We start from the raw sequence: 19,597 nt of genomic DNA, 5'->3' as shown, positions 1-19,597 counted from the left end.
TAAGGAGGTAAATATATGTCATATATTCAAAAACAAGGTAAGAATACTGCATGAAGAGTAGCTTTAATGCGTAACTTAACTAGTGAATTAATTGTTTCAGAACGTTTAGAAATTACTGAAACAAGAGCTAAAGAATTAAGAAAACATTTAGATAAAATGGTTACTTTAGCAAAGCGTGGCGATTTACACGCTAGACGTCAAGCTGCTTCATGATTAAGAAACATTGAAGTAAGTTCAAAAGAAGATGTTTTACAAAAATTATTTACAACTATCGCTAAAAAATATAAAGATAGAGACGGTGGTTACACACGTATCTTAAAATTAGATAACCGTAAAGGTGATAATGCACCAATGGTAATTATTGAATTAGTTTAGTAATAAAAAAATTAAGGTTAATATGCCTTATTTTTTTTATCTATTTCATCTATTTTAATTTATAATTATTATAAACAAATTTTAAACAGGGGGATATCACCATGGATTCATTGAAAAAATTCAAAACTACAAAATTGACTAGTCAAGATCTTAATGACTTTAAGATTAAATTGCATGCCAAATATATTGAAATGTTAGAAGCTAATAATAATTTCTTTAAATTTAAAGATGCTGAAAAGCAAGGCAAAATTTCAAAGGCAGAATTAGTTGAGTACAAAAACAAATCAATAGAAGCAAAAAAAGCTTTTAAAACAATTTGCCAAGATAAGTCTTTTTCAGAAAATTTAAAGAATATTACAAAAATTTATAATTCAACAACAAGAAAAAATAGTTCTGTTATTTTAGAACAAGCTAAAGAAGAATTAATTGAAGCTAAAAACTTAAAAAGAGAAGCCAGAGATTCTGTTAAAGATCATGGTAGAGGTGCTCAATTAACTAAACTTGATAAGGTTGCAATTAAAGTAGAAAACTTAAAATTTAAATATGCTCCTGATTTTCCTTATGCTTTAAATGACGTTAGTTTTGAAATTAATGATGGCGAATATGTTGCTGTTATTGGGCACAATGGAAGTGGTAAGTCAACTCTTTCAAAAATGCTTATTGGTGTGTTGTCTGCTCAAGAAGGACACGTAAGTATATATGGTAATGTAGTTACTCAAGATAATTTAGATCAAGCACGTAAATTTTTAGGTATTGTTTTCCAAAACCCTGATAATCAATTTATAGGTTCTAGTGTAGAAGCTGATATTGCTTTTGGACTAGAGAATAAACGTGTTAATCCAAAAGAAATGCAAAAAATAATTTATGATTCAGCTAAAAAAGTTGGAATGGAAAATTTCTTAGATAAAGAACCATTAAACTTATCTGGTGGTCAAAAACAACGTGTAGCTATTGCCAGTGCACTTGCTCTAAATCCAGATATCTTAATTTTTGACGAAGCAACAAGTATGCTTGACCCAAAAGGAAATAGAGAAATTAAAGAAATAATGGTTGAACTTAGAGATAAAATGAAAAAAACAATTATTTCTATTACTCACGACATGGATGAAATTCTTAACGCAGATAAAGTTATAGTTATGAATGGTGGTCGTATGGTTAAGATTGGTAAGCCAGAAGAAGTTCTTAAAGAAAAAGAATTTTTAAGATCAATTAAATTAGAAATACCATTTTTATCTTTAGTTGAAGAAGCCTTAGGCAATGAAGGAATTAAAGTAAAACATAGTCAAAATATGGATGAGTTGGTGAAACAGTTATGCAAATAAATAAAAAAGAAATCAAACAAAATCTAAAAAAATGAAATGAAGAAAAAAAATCTATTAAATCATTTTCATTTACTGGTGATATTGTTTTAGATAATGTAAGCTATACATACTCAAAAAAGACTCCTTTTGAATTTAGAGCACTTGATAACGCAGATTTATCAATCTCTGATAAAAAGATAACTTGTGTTATTGGTACAACTGGTTCTGGGAAATCAACAATGATTCAATTAACTAATGGATTATTAATTTCTGAAACAGGTCAAACAATTGTTGGAGATTATAAAATCCCAGCAGGGCTTAAAAAAATTAAGGAAGTTAAAGATTTAAGAAGAGAAGTTGGACTTGTATTTCAATTTCCAGAATACCAATTATTCCAAGATACAATTGAAAAAGATATTGCTTTTGGTCCTATTCATTTAGGAGCTGACAAAGAAGAAGTTTATAAAAAAATACCTGAACTATTAGATTTAGTTTCTTTACCAAGAGAATATGCAAAAAGATCACCTTTTGAATTATCAGGGGGACAAAAAAGAAGAACTGCTATTGCTGGAATTATTGCAATGAATGGTAAAACATTAGTTCTTGATGAACCAACAGGTGGATTAGACCCAAAAGGTGAAGAAGACTTCATGAACTTATTTTTAAGATTAAATAAAAATCAAGGAAAAAGAATTATTATGGTTACTCATAATATGGATCAAGTTTTAAAAGTTGCTGACGAAGTAATAGTTATGCATGAAGGAAAAGTTATTTCAAAAGGTTCACCATTTGAAATATTCTCTAACCAAGAATTATTATCAAAAATACAAATTGAACCACCAAAATTATACAAACTTATGTATAAATTAAAAGATCAAGGAATAGATTTATTAAACAAAAATATTAGAACAATTGATGAATTTGCAAAAACATTTAAAGAAGTAAGAAAGGGGAAATAATATGAGAGTAACATTCGGTAGATATTTACCAAAAAATTCTATTATTCATGCAATGGATCCTAGATTTAAATTAGTAATGATCATTTTATTGATGATAAGTATTTTCTTACCTATTGGTTTTACAGGTTACATTATATGTGCAGTTGTTATACTTACAATTTTTGCACTGTCTAAACTAAGCTTTAGAATGTTACTTGGATTATTACCACCTGTATTATTTGTCTTCTTTGTAATATTTTTAATGAACGCTTTTCTAACACACCCAGATTCAAGTACTTTAGATTTCTTTTTAGATAAGAATAACCAAGTTAGTGGAGTATGAGCAAACAAACTTTCTGGAGGAGCTATTTCTGGTCAATTTTTAGTTAGTTCAAGCAATTTATCATCAATGCCTGATGGATATCAAAATATAGGTTTATTTTATAAAATAGGACCTGTTTGATTCAGTGAGAAAGCTTTATATAATGCATTAATAATGACATTTAGAATTTACTTAATGATTTCATTAACTTGTATACTTACAGCATCAACTTCACCATTACAATTAACATTGGCAATAGAAGATTTATTATACCCATTAAAATGAATTGGAATACCAGTTTACATTTTATCAATGATTATTTCTATTGCATTACGTATGATACCTACTTTAATTGATGAAGCAGGAAGAATTATGAAAGCTCAATCTTCAAGAGGAATTGATGTTAAGAATGGTAAATTAAAAGATAAAGTTAAAGGTTTAACATCATTAATTATTCCATTATTAGTATCAGCGTTCCAAAAAGCAGAAGACTTGTCTTATGCAATGGAAGCAAGAGGATATGATCCTTACTCAAAAAGAACAAGATACATACAATTTAAATTTAGAACAATGGATTTAGTTTTATTATTATTTGCTTTTGCATTAATGTTATTTTTAATTTTGTATTCAGTTAATGTTTTAGGATTATGACACATTAGTTTCCCAAGACTTGACACAATTATAGGAATTAGAAAATAAAATATAATATAATAATGTTTAAATTTTTATTAACTTTAGAATATGATGGTTCAGATTTTCATGGATGAATAGAACAACCAAAAACTTCTACAATTCAAGGAGAACTTAATAAAGCTATTAATAGAGTAACTAAAAATGCATCTTTTAAAACAATAGGTGCTAGTAAAACTGACACGGGAGTGCATGCAATTGATCAAAAAGTTTTATTAGACTTAGCTTTTAATCCAAAACTTGATTTATTCAAAAAAGCCATAAACAAGGCTTTGCCTGAAACTATTAAAGTTCGTTCAATAACAGAGGTTGAACAAGACTTCAATATAAGAGATGTTTTACATAAAGAATATTCTTATACTATAAATGATAAGGAATATAATATACTATCAAATAGGTTTGAACTTAATTGAGATTTTGGAGAAATAGATATTGATAAGCTACAAAACATATTTAATTTATTTATAGGTGAACATGAATTTAAATTATTTTCTGGATTAAATCATAAAGAGTTAGATAGTAACAAAATTGCAACAATTAGAGAAATTGAATCCATTAATGTAAAAAGGGTACTTGATAAAGTTGTTATAACTTTTAAAGGTAAAGGATTCATTAGATATCAAATAAGAATGATTGTACAGTCAGCTCTTAATTGTTATTTAAATAAAAAAATAAGTGCTGATGAAATAAAAGAAAAACTACAAGGAAAGGGTAACAAACCGCCTTTCAATGCTCCTGCAAAGGGCCTTAAATTAAATAAAATAGTTTTTAAATCATAAAATAGTGTATTATTATATTAAGGGTGTTGTTAAAACAATATCACACAAGTAATGCACTGATAAAATAATCGTATGTTTTTGAATAAGCTTAGGCAAAGAAGGAAAACGATTTATTTATGAGTTCATCACAACTGCACCCTTTAAAAAAGACACAATTGTGTCTTTTTTTTTATTAATTTGATAAAATTATATAAATACATTTTAATTCTAAAGGGAAGGTCTTAATTATGCATTTTAAAAAAATTTATTTGATGTTAAAAAACTCATTTAAAAATGCGACTAAAAGTAAAACACAATTAATAGGTGTTACTGTTTTAGCTTTTTTACTGTCTTTAGTTTTAACATTAGTTGTTTCAATGAACGTTCGTGTTATTGAAAAATATAAAGAAATGAATGAAAACTCAAGAGTTCATGATGCTGTTATTGATTTAAATCCATATGATAAAGTAGCAACTGGGGAAAGTGAAGAAACTGAAGAAGCACCAAAAAACCTTGTTGCAGCTCAACAATATTGAATATACAAATTACAAGAGAAATATTTTGAAGAATCAAGTGACTTACAGTTTGAGTGATCTAGAACAGAAGCAAGAGAATTTTCTCAAGTAAAACAAAATCGTAATGACTTAACAATTAAAGCAATTACTAAAACTTCTCAAGAAAATAATTTTAATAACCAAGAAGTAGACAAATTAGTTATTTTTGAAGGTCAAGATATACAAACTCATCACCAAGTTGTAATTGATCCAAACTATGCAAAAAATAATGGTATTGAATTAGGAGATGTTATTAGAATACAAGCTGATAACTTAGGAAATTCTTTATTAGTTAGAGATTCAGACAATAAACAAGTAGCTAATGATGTAAAAGAAATTGAATCTACAGTAACTGAAATTGATGCTGTTGGTGGTAAATATAACACTTACTATTCAAACTATCAGTGATTTCAAGTTGTAGGATTTGGTAGCTCAGCTGATTTTATGTCGCCAATCTTTAATGCTTCAACGACATTGCCAAGCCGTAGCAAAGAAGTAATGATTTATGTTAATCCAACAGCGTTCGGATTAAAATACAATCAAGAATCAAATTTATACGAATATAACGTAAACCAAAATGGTAATTTAACAGTTTCTTCAAATGTCGAAATTGAATCATTTTATTCAATTAAATTTAAAGATGCTAAAAAAGCTAAAAGCACAGGTTTAGAACAATTTGAAAGTGACTTAAAAGAATTAATTAGAAGAAATTCAAATAATAAAATAGTTTATGGAAAAGAAGACTCAAGTTACAGATTTAGTAAAAGAATTCTTTTAATTCAAAAAACTATTCAAACTTACAATATAGCAGCCTTTGTAATATTTATTTTAATTTTATTTGTATGTTTATATACAATATCACTTGTTACAAAAAAACAAATTGAAAAAGCCTCAAAACAATTAGGTACATTAAAAGCATTAGGATATAGAAAACGTATACTTGTTTATAATTTTGTTATGTTGCCTGTAATTGCATCAACAATTGGTGGATTATTGGGATATATTGTTTCAATAAGCGTTTCAAATACTCTAACTAATGAATTTGCCAGTTATTTTTCACTTAATTATTCAAAATTTGATTTTGATTGAATTACATTAGTGTTAATGATTGGAGTTATGTGATTTATTTTATCAGCAATATCATTTGTCATAGCTACACTGTTAATGCGTAAATCATCATTAAGTTTAATTACTGCAACCTTTAATCAAAAAGCTAGTGCATTTAAAGCTAAATTAAGAAGTATTCATTTTAGAAAATCATTTGGTTCAAAATTAAGAAAAGCTTTATTAGTAGATGCTTTTGGAAAAATGATGGCAATTGGTTTTGTAGTATTACTTTCATCAATGTTATTTACAGTTTCATTTGCTGCTCCAGATATCTTAAAAAGAAATGAAAAAGCAACATATACTGGTGTTAAATATAAACAAATAGTTGAATATGCTCAGCCAAGTTATAATAACCCCTTAACTTTTGCTAAAACATTTAACCCTTCAACTAAACAAGATGAAATGGTTTACTCAAAAACAGCTGGTGGATGAACAAGCTTAGCTTTAAGAGACAATGGTGACTTTGATTATGATCAAATCATGACTGATTACTTTAATAATGAAATAAGTGAAAAATACTATTCAATTTTTATTCAAAACTTATTTACTGCATCAAGTGATGATGAATATGCAATTCCAAACCTTATCGAATTATCATTAGCAAATATGAAGCTTTTAAATTTAGAAGGTTCAATATTTGATAGTAACTATTTCAGACAATTATCTAAATATGGTGTACCTGCTGCAAGTAATTCAGATGTATTAGGAAAAATGATTTCCCCTATCATTTTAAAACAATGATTTGATTACCAAAATTTATTTAGTGAAATAAATTCAGCAAAAACAATGTATGAAGCAGGAGCTGCAATGCAAACTTTCTATGCTAAATATTCTGAATCAATTGGTTTATCTATAAGTAATGATTTTAGAAGTGATCATGGAACAGAAATTATGAGTGATAAAGATTGAATCAATGCGACTGAAGATGAGAAAATTAATTTATTTAATTCATCAAATGGTAACTTAGCAAATATGTACCTATTAAATAATGAGAATATGTTAAAAACATTATTAAAAGCTGAAACAGGTAAAATTGAATATGAAAATCAAACAAATCAAAATAATAAATTTAAATTAACTAATGGGAATTACACAGGAATAGGTTCATTTAGAATTGCATCAGAAGACAATACTGAAGAATCAACTAATGATTATTACTTAGGTTTAAACTTTGATAAAATGGCTGAAGAAAATGACAAAGAAACTGCAACAAAAGCTATTACAGATATGTGAGAATGATTTACATTCTTATTTAATAATCGTGTTGATCAAGCAATCATTCAGTCAGCTTTCTCAAGACCTCCTTATTCTGTGAAACAAACATTGATTAATGCATTTAAATCAGATGATAAAAATTACTCAATGGCATTTAATTTAGTTTCATACGATCCAAGTCAAGAAGCTTTAGGAACAAAAATTCAAGCTGAAAAAGATGGTAAAAACTTTAAAATTTATGGAATCGATAATGATGATAGATTTTTAGATTTAAGAGATTCTAGAAATAATGATTTAATGGAAAAATTATTTAATTCTAAAGAAACAAATGGAATCGTTATTAATGAAACACTAGCAAAAACTTTAAATCTTAAAGAAGGTCAAGAAGTAGATTTAAATGTTATTCAAAATGAATTACAAGATGCTTCAAAAGGTGAAATAGTTCCTTACAAATTAAATGATTGAGATACTAGCACTTTATGAAATGGAACTGGTGGATTTAAACAAAATTCAAGAACAAATAGTTTAGGTTCAAATATATTAGTAACAAGACCTGATTTAGATGATAAAAATGCAATTAACTTTATGACAAGTATTTCTAAACCAACTGAATATTACAATTCTGTATTAAACGGTGACACAATCATTGGTAATAAAATAACAAATACAAAATTTAAAATTGTTGGAATTCATGAAGGATACGGATCAGCTCAAGCATGAATAAAAAATGATGATGCAAAATCTATTCTTAAATATGATGAAGTTGAAAACTACTTGTGAAAAAATTTCTTTACAAAACAATGAAATACACAGTTTGGATATTCAACACTTAATCAATTTAACAATAAAATAATTATTGAAGATAAAGATCAAGAAGAGTTAAAAATTTACAATAAAATTAAAGGTTTAGATTTAACAAAGAATGGTCTAGATGATTTAGATTTATTTAAAAACAAATTTATTGAGCATCCACAAAATAATGATGAAAAAGAGTTAGGCGAATTGATTCTTAAAATATTTGAAAATCAATATCCAGTTTTCAATTACAAGTATTCTAACAAAACTGATGTTGCTGATTACAATACAGTTATGAGTGTTTCAACAGCATTTGGAGATTATTCTCCAACAGCATTAAATGGAATGGAAGCTAAATTCAGTGCTACTCACGCAGCATTTGATGGTAGTGGTATTGGAACTGTAGAATGAATATTACCTATTGATTTATCAAAAGATATGTTAGAAGAAATATCACAGTTGATTTTATTATTAATTGCAATAGCGATTGTCTTAATCTTATCTTTAACATTTGTAATTATTTTACTAACAACATCAATTATTATTACTGACAACATAAGGTTTATATCAACAATGAGAGTCTTAGGGTATCATGATGCTTATGTTGTTAAAACAGTAATGGGAATGTATCTAATTGTTATATCAACAATGTTTGCTGTGGGATTTGCAGCAGGATGATTTATTTTTGCAAAAGCTGTAAACATTATGTTATTAAGCGGAGTTGCTTTACCAATAGCATTCCCTATATGATTACCAATTGTGGTTTTCCTAGGAATTGTTGGTATTTATGGAATAGCAATTTTCGCAGGTTACAAACGAATAACAAAAACTAACTCTGTGCAAATTTTACAAAACGCAGATCTCTAAGTAGAAAGGGTATTTAGATTATGAAAAAAATATTATTAAGTTTAAGTGCTCTGACTATTGGAGCAACTCCAGCAGTATCATTGTTAAATGTTGGTCAAAAACAAGTAATAACTCAAGTAACTTCAGAAATTCAAAAGAAAATTGATGAGACTTCTGTTTTATTTAAAGCACCAATTATAACTAATGCTCAAAAACAAAATTCAGATGTTACAACAAATTGATTAAATGATCAAAAAGTAAGTGACATTAGCAATATTGATACTGCTTTAAGTTATGCAAATTTTAACGCTGAGAAATATGATATGAAATCAGCTGAAAAAACTTTAAATAAAATTTATAAAGACAAAAATTATAAATATAAAAATGAAGATGCAACATCAGAACTTATATTTGGTGCAGCTGATAAAGGTGTAAGCTTATTAGAAAATTCAATTGATGACGATGGATTAAAAGTTGATGGTGTTAATGAATTTTTAAATTGAATTTCTTATGTTTCATTTGCAAGCGGCGGAAGTTTAAAAGCTGATAAATTTGACTCAAGCATATTAAAATTTGCTGATAAAATATCTTTTGTTAAAATGTTCAAACATTATCCAGCTCCAACTTACAGCCAACTATGAGGTGAAGGCGTTCGAACTTACAGAGGTTTAAAATTTTATACTTTATCAAATTTCAATAGTTTCATGAGTATTAACTATGGATTGACAAGCGAAACTGGAGCATGAAATTTTAAAATTCAAGATGAAGATTCAAGTAATATAGCTAGAAATTTCTTTAATGCATCTTCTGCTATGTACAAAGAAATATTTTCTAAAGATGATCAAAAAGTATCAAAACATGAGTTTAAATTTACTTCAGATAGTATAGTTTATTTATTAAACTTTATATATTCATTATCTTATTATATAGATGCATTTAATCAACCAGAATATATGCTTGATCCTTCGATGGTAATAGACCAAAATCATTTATTTAGCCCTTACAAAACTAATCTTCAAATAATGAATGAAGTTTATGATAAAAATATTTCAAAAGAAAATATTGATAAAAGAAGCTTGAATGGAATATTATCTATTTTCTATGACATTATGTATAAAGGCAGTGATCCCAATGGGTATAGATCTTCAAGAGTTTTAAAAATTCTATTTCAAGTGGATGACGACATAACTGATGGTAATACAAAAATGGATTTAAATCAAAAAGTTTTAAAAGCTAATAAAAGCTTTCTTGTATCAGTTAATGTAGGTGAATGAAAAAATAACACTACTGGACCGAATGGTATCTTTAATATTTTATTTGCCTCACTTGCTAAGGGTTTTCTAGATAACCAAGTTTCTGGAAGTATAGGTGCATTACTTTCTTTACTAGATTTATCAACTGAAAATTTAGGAAGTATAGTTGCTGGAGTTATTAGTTCTATTTTATCTGGTATAGACATGACCAACTTTTTTGAAACATTATCTAGTCAATTAAATACAACATTGAAAAATATGTATTCATGAGGGCCTTTTGGTTGAATTGGAAAACAAATAAAAGGACCCCTTGAAGAACAATTGACTAATATGGGTTTTGGTACTGATAATTCACCAAATAAGCCAACAGGAAATTTTAAAAATAAACCAACGGATGACTTTATTGATTATTTAGATAAAACAATTAGAAAATTAAGTAATATAAAAGTTAGTGAAAATTTACCAGAAACATGAAGTCTATTTAATAATCTCTTCAGCCAAATAATTAATGAAAAAGGTAGATTGCAATCAATTTTAAAATTATTTAATGTGAATTTACCAATAGATATGTCTAATAAATCAGTTAAAGATATTTTTAGAATAAATGTTTTAGGAATATCAATAGGAGATGTTTTAACATTAATTCTAAAAGGATTTGATTCAAGTCTTCCATTGTTTTACAAAATTTTAGGTTTATTGGCTACTGTAACAGGCAGTGATATATCTAATGAATATGATTTCTTTATCAAAGGTCAAGAAAATCCGGTATCTATCGACAAGGTTCTTGGTTACACTCCAACAGATGGTAGAACTTCTGATTTAGCAGTTATATGATCAATGATGAAATTTGTAAAAGATGATAATGGAAAAAATAAGGTTTTAGGTATTAGACCTAAAAATTCTAATAATACAGAAGAAGAAAAAATTTGAGGACATAAAGCTTGAAAATATCTTTTAGGTTTAAACTATGATGATAAGAGCTACAATCAAGATTCAATCTTGTTTTATGTAAATGAATTATTGACAAATGGATTAACAGCTAAAATAATTCAATGACCTGTGAAAATGACTAGAAAGTATATTGATTACAATTTAAGCGATATAACTTTTAATAGAAATAAAAAAATGAATTACTGATCAAATAAAGATTTATTCTCAACACAATTTGTAAGTTATCAAGAAGATTCTAAACAAGAAGTTTTAAATTACAAGATAATGTATAAAGTTAAGAAAGATGTTTATTACACATATAATGTGTCAGTTTATAAAGAGAACACAAGTTCAAAATATAAAATAAATTCATTTAACAGAATATAAAAAATGCGAGTTATTAATTCGCATTTTTATTTTTTATAAAAGGCTTCAATTTTGTATTTAACATTTACTTCTTCTTGATCACTACTTGGAAGTAATAATTTAACAACGTATGTATTATTAACTATTCCATTTTTATAATTAATTTCATATGTTACGTGACTATCTTTTTTACTATCTCTGAAGTTTTCATAGCTAATCATTTTAGTTTTATAATGAATGTAATTTAAATCTTCTAAGTAAGATTGATTTTGTTTGTTATCAAAGATATCTGCTATAGTTTTTAAAATATCATTTATTCCTGACATTATTCCAGTAATCAAATTACCAGTTTCATCGTTTCATAATGTTCCAATAGAATAAAGTATTGTTCCTGGTCTAAATTGATTATAGTCAATTACACCATTATCAAGTTCAACTCCAAGACCCATTATTCATTTAAGACCATCTTTATTTGTAAAAGTTTTTGTGGTTTTTAAACCAAACTTATTGCCACCTGGTATTGTAATACTGATACCAGTATTATCTTTACTAGAAAGCGCTGTAGCTAATGCTAAGATGTAAGTGTATTCCTTACCATCTTCATTTTTAAAAATCAAATCTTGAGATATTTTGATGTCACCTAAAGTTTGAAGAGTGCTTTGGCTATTTACAATTTTAAATTCAGGATCTAAGAAAAGAGAAGTATCATTGAAAGCATCTGCAATGTTAACTATTTTCGGAGCAACACCTTTACCTAATAATGCAATTAAATAACTTGTCCCTTTTGCACCTAGTCTTAATAAATCACTAAGTTTTAAAGTTTTAGTTAATTGAATATCGATTATTTGTTTTAATGAAATTTTAGGTAATTGAACAGGTAAACTATTTTCTAATCCAAAAATTTCCATTAATTTTCTTATGTCTGTATTAACTAAATATCCTAAAAATTTATTTGTAAAAGGAGCTTCAGAATTTAATAAACTATCAATTATTGGTTTAACTTTAGTATCAATAGATTTTTGAATAGATTTTATTTGTTCTTCTAAAGATTTACCCTTTATGAAAGATCAATTTAATAAATTTTCTAATGAAGTATTTATTTGTTCTACAAATGTTTCAAAGAAATGATCCATATCAATACCCGTTAAAACAGAACTAATTAAACCTGAAACTACTCCGCCTATTTGTTCAGAACCCATTCCGATAGAATTTAAGAAATCCATTATTCCACCATCAGGATCAAAAGAAGCGGTATATCCTTTCACAAAACCATCTAGTGAAGAACTTAAAAATGTATTTAATGCTCCATTTTCTGTTTTACCATTTGAACCTCATTCACCAATTTTAAAATCTAATGTTTTACTTCCAAATTTAATTATTTTAGTATTGAAATCAAGTTTTTGATTTTTAACAGTTATATCATCATCAACTTGGAAAAGTATTTTAAAAGTTCTAAGTAGTTTAAAAGATTCTTTATCTTTTTCACCAGAAAATAAATCATAGATAAATTGCATTAAACCATCTACATTAGTTGAGTTAATAATTTCTTTGTCAATTTTTGAAGAGTTTACTTCATGAATTACTTCTAAGTTAGTTTTATCAGTAGAAAATATGTGATTATCATCCAGCATTTCATCAGAATGTAAATTGTATTCATCAGCTGTAAAATTTTGAATATATCAGTTTATTCCAAATAAGGCATTCATAAGTAGAGCTAAGCTTTGACTTGTAAAATTAATTTCAGGTTTCTCAGCATCCTTACTGTTCATTTTTTTAATTATTAATTTTCAAACACTAGAATTATGTGCATAGTATTTTTCATTTATATTATCTTTATTTTCACTAATGACAAAAGGTTTTTCTATTTCAACGCTAAACAAGTTAGCAACAAAAGAAGTCAATTCATTTGAGAAATAAATTTTTAAGTCTAAATTAGTTTCAACACCTAATTTAATTAATTCATTGTAATTAGGAACTTTAACGTCTTTCATTATTTGTAAACTACTTGAAATTTTAGGCATAACTTTTTGAATTGAAGAAATATTATCAGCTTTTAATGAATCTAATAATAAAGGCAATGCAGTATTTCATAAAGTTGGATCGAAAGTCACGCCAATTAATTTATAAATCTCATTGTAAGCTTTTTGGATAGTGCTTATTAATTCACTAGCACCATTTCCAGTAGCTGGTCTATCGAACTCTTCTTTGCTATATACTTCATTTTTCATATATTCACTTGATTGTTTTGTATCTAAGAAAGTGTCAAATATTTTAGCCATAGATGTTGTATCTTTTGAATTACTTGTTAAATCCCCAACTTTTAACTTAGAAATATATTTATCAACTGATTGACCATTGTAATCTTCGGAATTGGCTAAAATAGCACCTTTAAAATAATTAGACGTTGAAGAGATTACTTCTGCTAATTTATTATCTATACTTTTTTGAATTGTATCTATATATTTACAAGATACTACCGCCATTGCTGGTGTTGTTGCTAATGAAGCTGCACCAATCAAAGAAATTAATTTTTTCATTCCTACCATAATAAAATAATTTTACACTTTTTGAAGCTTTTTTACACTAAACATACATGATTAATATAAAATATTAATATGTGAAAACACTTATAGTTGGGGAAAACGCTATGAAAATAACATGACTTTTATTTAAGCAAGGGATAAGAAGTATGTTCAAATTTAAGATTCAATTCATTGTGGTTGTACTGCTTTCTTTTTTTGCGTCTTTTTATTTGGCTTCAACAACAAGCTTAAATTCTAGAATGAATAAGTCATATGATGACATTGTAAGAAATTATGAAAAATTTGATTATTCATATTCTACTAAAGCTAGTGAATCAAATTTATCAACATCAAATAAAACATTATTACCAATCCTAGACTTGATGCCTACTTCAACAAATTATTTTGTTCAAGATAATAAATCAATTCATGATTCTTTTAATGTTGTTTTAAATAACCATGGAATTAAAACAGAGGGTTATGAAGAAAACTTAATAACAAAAACATTTTTTGATCAAAACACTGGTAAACCAACACAAGCTATGCAAAATGTTTGAAATGGTATTCCATGATATAATTCTTGAAGAAATTTTTCACTTTTGAAGTCAAATCCTAATAAAGGTGAATTCTTATATTACCCACAAAGTTTTAAAACAAACTTTGGTTCTAATTTAGAAAATTTTGGTGGTGGTGACTACTTTCATGTTTATGCTTCAATGACTTATTTAATAGTTAAAGAAATCTCAGATACTCTTTATAATGAATTATTACTTGATGAACCTAATGAGTCATTTGCTCAATCATTAATTTATAAATATTGAAAAGCAAATGATTTAAAAGTAGAAAAAGATTTTAAAAAAATTGAAGTTCCAATTAATCTTAATCAAACAAATAATTTTGATTGAATTTCAGAATATAAAAAACATGTATCTAGTTTAGGAGAATTTCAACTTTATGTTTATAATGCACTAGAATCAGTAGGGTATTTTATAACATATCAAATCAATCAGTTTTTAAGTAATTCTTATGCAAGAACTGCAAAATCAATTAATTTTAATTGAAATATTCCAGGAAGCGACGAAGAAAAATCAAAATTTTATGTAACAGAATTTAATGAAATGGCAGAACAAACACATGAAATGAAAATATTCATGGAATTACACACATCTTATGGTACTAGTGAAATTACTGGCAAATCTAATGAAACTGTTGAATCAATTTCAAATTATAATAATGAACTAACTTTTGAATATATTTTTGGAAGAAACTTGGCTGAAAAAACTTTAAATCCTAAGTTTATTGTTGAATATGGGAATGCAGAAAACACTTATCAAATAAAAGGTATGGATAATCAAATAATTGGGAATAATTTAGACGCTAAAAAAGATGGATTAAGAGGTTTAGCAAACCCAACAACAATTAAAAAAGATGAGGAATATAATGAATATTCTATTTCTACAATGAATTTACTAAATCCTTGAGAAAAAAATGATTTAAGTCAAAAATGAGAAAATCAAAATACAGGTAAAAAATATGACTATGAGTATGATGCATCAAAATACGCAACAATGTATGATTGATCAAATATTTATTCAAATAATATTTTTCATCAAAAAATGGCTGCTGAAATAAATGATTTGGAGTTATATTTAAGAGAAGAAGCATTTATGTATGACAGAAATACAAAAACTAATTTTAGATTTGTTGTAACAGATGATAATTACGATTATAACTTCAAAGTTACTGCTGGCTTACCGGTTATGCATTCAAGTGAAATTGTAATTTCACAGCAATATGCATTTAAAAATGGCTATTCTGTTGGAGACAAAATAAAAATAGGAAACTCAAACTTTATTATTTCTGGTTTTGGTAGTGATGCACTTACATACTATCCACTTGTTGATCCTGAAGTACCTTTAAGTGACGTTGCAAACTCAGTTATTGTTTATGCACCAAAATATGTAATTAACGAAATAATGAAGAATGGTAATGAAAAAGACGTAACATTCACAACTTATTATTTCATTAGAGATAATTTAAAAGATAAAAAAACTATTGGCAAAAGAATGTCTAATTTTGATTCATCTCTTTTATCAAATAAATCAAAATTATCTGAAAGTTTTATAGACTCAAAGAATGAAAGTTTAAGTTTTGGAGATAAAAAATCAGCTAATGAAATCAAATTATTTGAAAAAACATATTTTAATTTAAATTGAACACTACAACCCAAAATGTTAGAAATTGTAACAATTATTTCAATTGTTACTTCTATTCTTGTATTAATCATGTCTTTTGTTTCAATTATTTTTGGAATTAAAAAAACAATCGATCATAACTCAAGCCAAATTGGTTTCTTAAAAGCTAAAGGTGTAGATTCATACAGACTGTCATTATCATATATTGGATATTCAATAATTTTATTATTTATAATAGTTCCGTTAGCATGATTGGCAGCAGGATTCTTTCAAGAAATAATTACCAAAGTTTTTGCTACCTATTTTTCAACAACGCTATATGAATTTGTGTTTGATTATAAAATTTTACTAATTCTATTAGTTGTTTTTGGAATTGGATCATTAATATTGAGTTATTTCATTGCGTTCTTATTAGTTTCAAAAGATGTTATGCAAATTATCAATAAAGAAAGCCAACAAAGAAAAGTTAGAAATTGATTGCCAAGAAAATTAAATGTTATTAATATAATGGATTTCAAATTTAGATTCCCACTTAAAATATCATTAAGAGGTTCTAAACAAATAGCTATGATAAGTTTTACAGCTTTAATTACAACATTTGTTATAACTTTCTCAGTGCTTACTCCTTCTATGCTTAACGTGTATATAAGAGATGCTGGAAAATACTATCAATATAATAATCAATATGTAATGCAAGACCAACTGACTGGATTACCAACAGCTAAAGCTTCATTAACAGCTTCAAGAGGTTTACCTACAACAGAAGAACTTTATCAAGAACCAAAAACTCTTTTAGGAACTTCAACAAAAGATCAAATATCTGATATTTACTTTGATAACAATAAGTATTACACAGATTCAAGTTGAGATAGTAGTATATTCCCTCCTATTTTATTAGGTGAAGGATGAACAAATGGACAATGAACAAAAGATGAATTAAATTGAACTGAAAAATGAATATTTGATGAAAATTCTTTGACAAGAGATGATACGTCAAAATTATTAAAAATGGCAATGCCTGTAATTGGACAATTAGGTAACTTAAATGGAATAACAATTTCAGCAGGAGAATTTGAAAAAATATCAAGTTATATCTGAAATGCTGAAATAAATCCAAATACAGGAAAATCATATTTTGATGGTCAACAAATAAACCCAAATACATTACAAAATATTTGAGAAATGAAGAAAAACTCTGCAAAAGGAAGTATTGAATTCATTCAAATGGCTTTACAAGTAGCTATGGAAGCTTTAGCAAATTCAAATGATCAAGGTCTGCCTACTATTGAAAGACCAACAAACACAACTTGAAAAGAGGATTTAATTTTATTAGCACTAGCATTTTTACCAAATGTAGGACAACAATACTTAAAAGATTCACCTAATAGAGCTTCTCAATTTGGGATTTCTATTAATGCAGAAAATTATACTCCTGGAATTGAAACATTATCTACAGACGTATATACACAAATGAATAACAATTTTGTAAATGTAAATGGATTAAAAGATAACCAAACTGTTTATAATTTAGATTCAATTGATGATGATAAAGTGTTTATTAAAGACCAAGAAACAATTGATAAATTAAATGTATTATTTAATGACAAAGAAAATTATACAGGTGGAGATATTTATTTAAATGATGGTTTCAAAATATATGATTCAAATGCAAAAGTATTGAATATACCTGTTGTAACAAATCTAAAAAGTTATAAACAACAAAACTTAAACAAATCAGTTCCAATTCAAGGAATGAGTTATAAAACTCTTTCAATTGGAGGTAAAGAAGTTCCTAAAAATGCTTGAATATATGACAATAGAGAAATAACAAATAATCAAAACTTATTTAGTAGTGATTTAAATATGAAAAATGAAGAAGATTGAATTAATCCTTCAAAAATAGATCCAAATAAACTAACATATACTAAACAATTTAGATATGATGACAATGGAAACATAACATCACTAAATGACCAATCAAAATGATTTATTAATAGTATTGTTAATGATCAATATAATATTGATGGTCTTGATTTTGAAATAAGACCATACTATCACTATAATAACTTAAAATTATTTGTACCTAGAAACTTAACTGATATAGATTCTCTTTTAAACGGAAAAAACGCTAACACAAGTAAAACATCAAAAAATGAATCACATGATTGAAGATCTAATATTGATATATGACATGGTTCTGTGTCAAACGCTTATGTTCCAGAAGAAGTAAAAAAAGCTTGAGGTTCTGAATATGCAAATCAAACTGAATGAGAATGAATTTCACCATTTAGTTTAAATTACAGTAGAAAAATTACTGATCCTAACAGAAAAGGTTGAATTCAAAATATTGATACTGATTTACAACAAATTTACACTTGAGCAAGTGACAAAATTGTTGCTAGTGGATCAAGTTCAGATGCAGTTGTTACTGTTTCAAACAAACTTCCATCATTTTTAAGTGATGTTAGAATGCAATCTGTTGATACTATTCAAACATACAATGGAAATATTGTTATTGCTGATCAAGATATTCTAAATTTATTAACAAATAAATCTACAGAGAAATACTTGCCAGTAGACTATGATTTTTATGGTGATCCAGTTAAACAAATACCAAATGGGCAAATCACAAGTGGTGATCATACAATAACAGTTAATTCAATGAGAAATCCAATAGAACAATTAAACATGATGAGAGAAAATAAAACTTTCTTCATGAAAGATGATTTAATGAATAAATATGAAATCACTGACCAAGAAGCTTATAGAAAAGTTCTACAGAATAGAGATTTCAATTCAAAATTCTCTTCATTTGATGAAGCTTATGGAATAACTGGTGGAGTTAAAGGGATTATGGTTGATTCTCCAGGTGTATTCGCTCTTCAAGGAAGCACAGATAGAATTGAAGAAACTTTAGGTATGACTTACAATAAAATTGATTTAGTAAGTACTCAATTGGGTATGATAATAAGCATTAGTGAATCTATCTTACTTGTAGCATTGTTCTTAATTACAGGAATTATAATAATTTCAGTGTTAATCATAACAATTATTTCAGATGTCTACATTATGAAATATCACCGATTCATGGTAACGATGAAAGCATTAGGATACTCAAATAAAGAAACAATTTTAAATACCATACTTATACCAGCTGTTATATCAACAATATTTGTATTGATTGGTTATCTTGTTGGTAAATGATTGTTAGGTTCATTGATGATTCAAGCTCAAAAATTCGGAATATTTATTCCATTGATAACTAATTGATGAGCAACACCATTAATCTTATTAAGTATTATAATTATGTTTGTACTAGCCTTTACTTTCTCTTTAAGAAAACCAATTAAAGATGAGTTAAAAACATTAACTTAGTTAATAAAAAATTTTAAAACAGACTTTGTTCTGTTTTTTTGTTGTTTAACTCTTG

9 protein-coding genes are annotated in these 19,597 nt (G+C 26.6%); 8 read left to right on the top strand and 1 reads right to left on the bottom strand.

Translation table 4 applies throughout. The features are described 5' to 3' along the window. Nucleotides 1-15: 15 nt before the first annotated feature. The 7 genes from rplQ (at nucleotide 16) to T314_RS0101605 (ending at nucleotide 11,471) form a co-directional block, all read left to right on the top strand. Nucleotides 16-375: a 50S ribosomal protein L17 gene (gene rplQ / locus T314_RS0101635; RefSeq protein ID WP_029511909.1), complete on the top strand. Its 360-nt coding sequence runs from the start codon at nucleotides 16-18 to the stop codon at nucleotides 373-375. Nucleotides 376-866: 491 nt separating this feature from the next. Beyond that, on the top strand, nucleotides 867-1,697 hold the full coding sequence (locus T314_RS0101630; protein WP_407635197.1) for an energy-coupling factor transporter ATPase: 831 nt from the start codon (nucleotides 867-869) through the stop codon (nucleotides 1,695-1,697). Continuing rightward, nucleotides 1,688-2,635: an energy-coupling factor transporter ATPase gene (locus tag T314_RS0101625; protein WP_029511907.1), complete on the top strand. Its 948-nt coding sequence runs from the start codon at nucleotides 1,688-1,690 to the stop codon at nucleotides 2,633-2,635. The genes T314_RS0101630 and T314_RS0101625 overlap by 10 nt, the downstream gene beginning before the upstream one ends. A 1-nt stretch (nucleotide 2,636) precedes the next feature. After that, nucleotides 2,637-3,635, top strand: a complete 999-nt coding sequence (locus T314_RS0101620) for an energy-coupling factor transporter transmembrane component T family protein (RefSeq protein WP_029511906.1) — start codon at nucleotides 2,637-2,639, stop codon at nucleotides 3,633-3,635. Between the two features lie 14 nt (nucleotides 3,636-3,649). After that, complete coding sequence (gene truA / locus T314_RS0101615) at nucleotides 3,650-4,405, top strand: tRNA pseudouridine(38-40) synthase TruA (protein ID WP_029511905.1); 756 nt, start codon at nucleotides 3,650-3,652, stop codon at nucleotides 4,403-4,405. A gap of 227 nt (nucleotides 4,406-4,632) precedes the next feature. Beyond that, nucleotides 4,633-8,922 carry an ABC transporter permease gene (locus tag T314_RS0101610; RefSeq protein WP_029511904.1) on the top strand — a complete coding sequence of 1,430 codons (4,290 nt, stop codon included), beginning with the start codon at nucleotides 4,633-4,635 and terminating at the stop codon, nucleotides 8,920-8,922. 20 nt (nucleotides 8,923-8,942) lie between these two features. Continuing rightward, nucleotides 8,943-11,471: a hypothetical protein gene (locus tag T314_RS0101605; RefSeq protein ID WP_029511903.1), complete on the top strand. Its 2,529-nt coding sequence runs from the start codon at nucleotides 8,943-8,945 to the stop codon at nucleotides 11,469-11,471. Nucleotides 11,472-11,497: 26 nt separating this feature from the next. On the opposite strand, the gene T314_RS0101600 is transcribed toward T314_RS0101605, so the two are convergent. Beyond that, entirely contained in the window at nucleotides 11,498-13,987 is a 2,490-nt protein-coding gene (locus T314_RS0101600) for a lipoprotein (protein WP_084322454.1), read from the bottom strand. A gap of 152 nt (nucleotides 13,988-14,139) precedes the next feature. Here T314_RS0101600 and T314_RS0101595 point away from each other — a divergent pair, with 152 nt between their 5' ends. Continuing rightward, a complete protein-coding gene (locus T314_RS0101595) occupies nucleotides 14,140-19,542 on the top strand; it encodes an ABC transporter permease (protein ID WP_029511901.1) in 5,403 nt (1,800 codons plus the stop codon). Nucleotides 19,543-19,597 lie beyond the last annotated feature (55 nt).

The sequence above is a fragment of the Mesoplasma grammopterae ATCC 49580 genome, assembly GCF_000701525.1.
In the GTDB taxonomy this organism is placed as follows: Bacteria; Bacillota_I; Bacilli_A; order Mycoplasmatales; family Mycoplasmataceae; genus Mesoplasma; species Mesoplasma grammopterae.
This window is presented reverse-complemented; position numbering and strand designations above follow the sequence as displayed.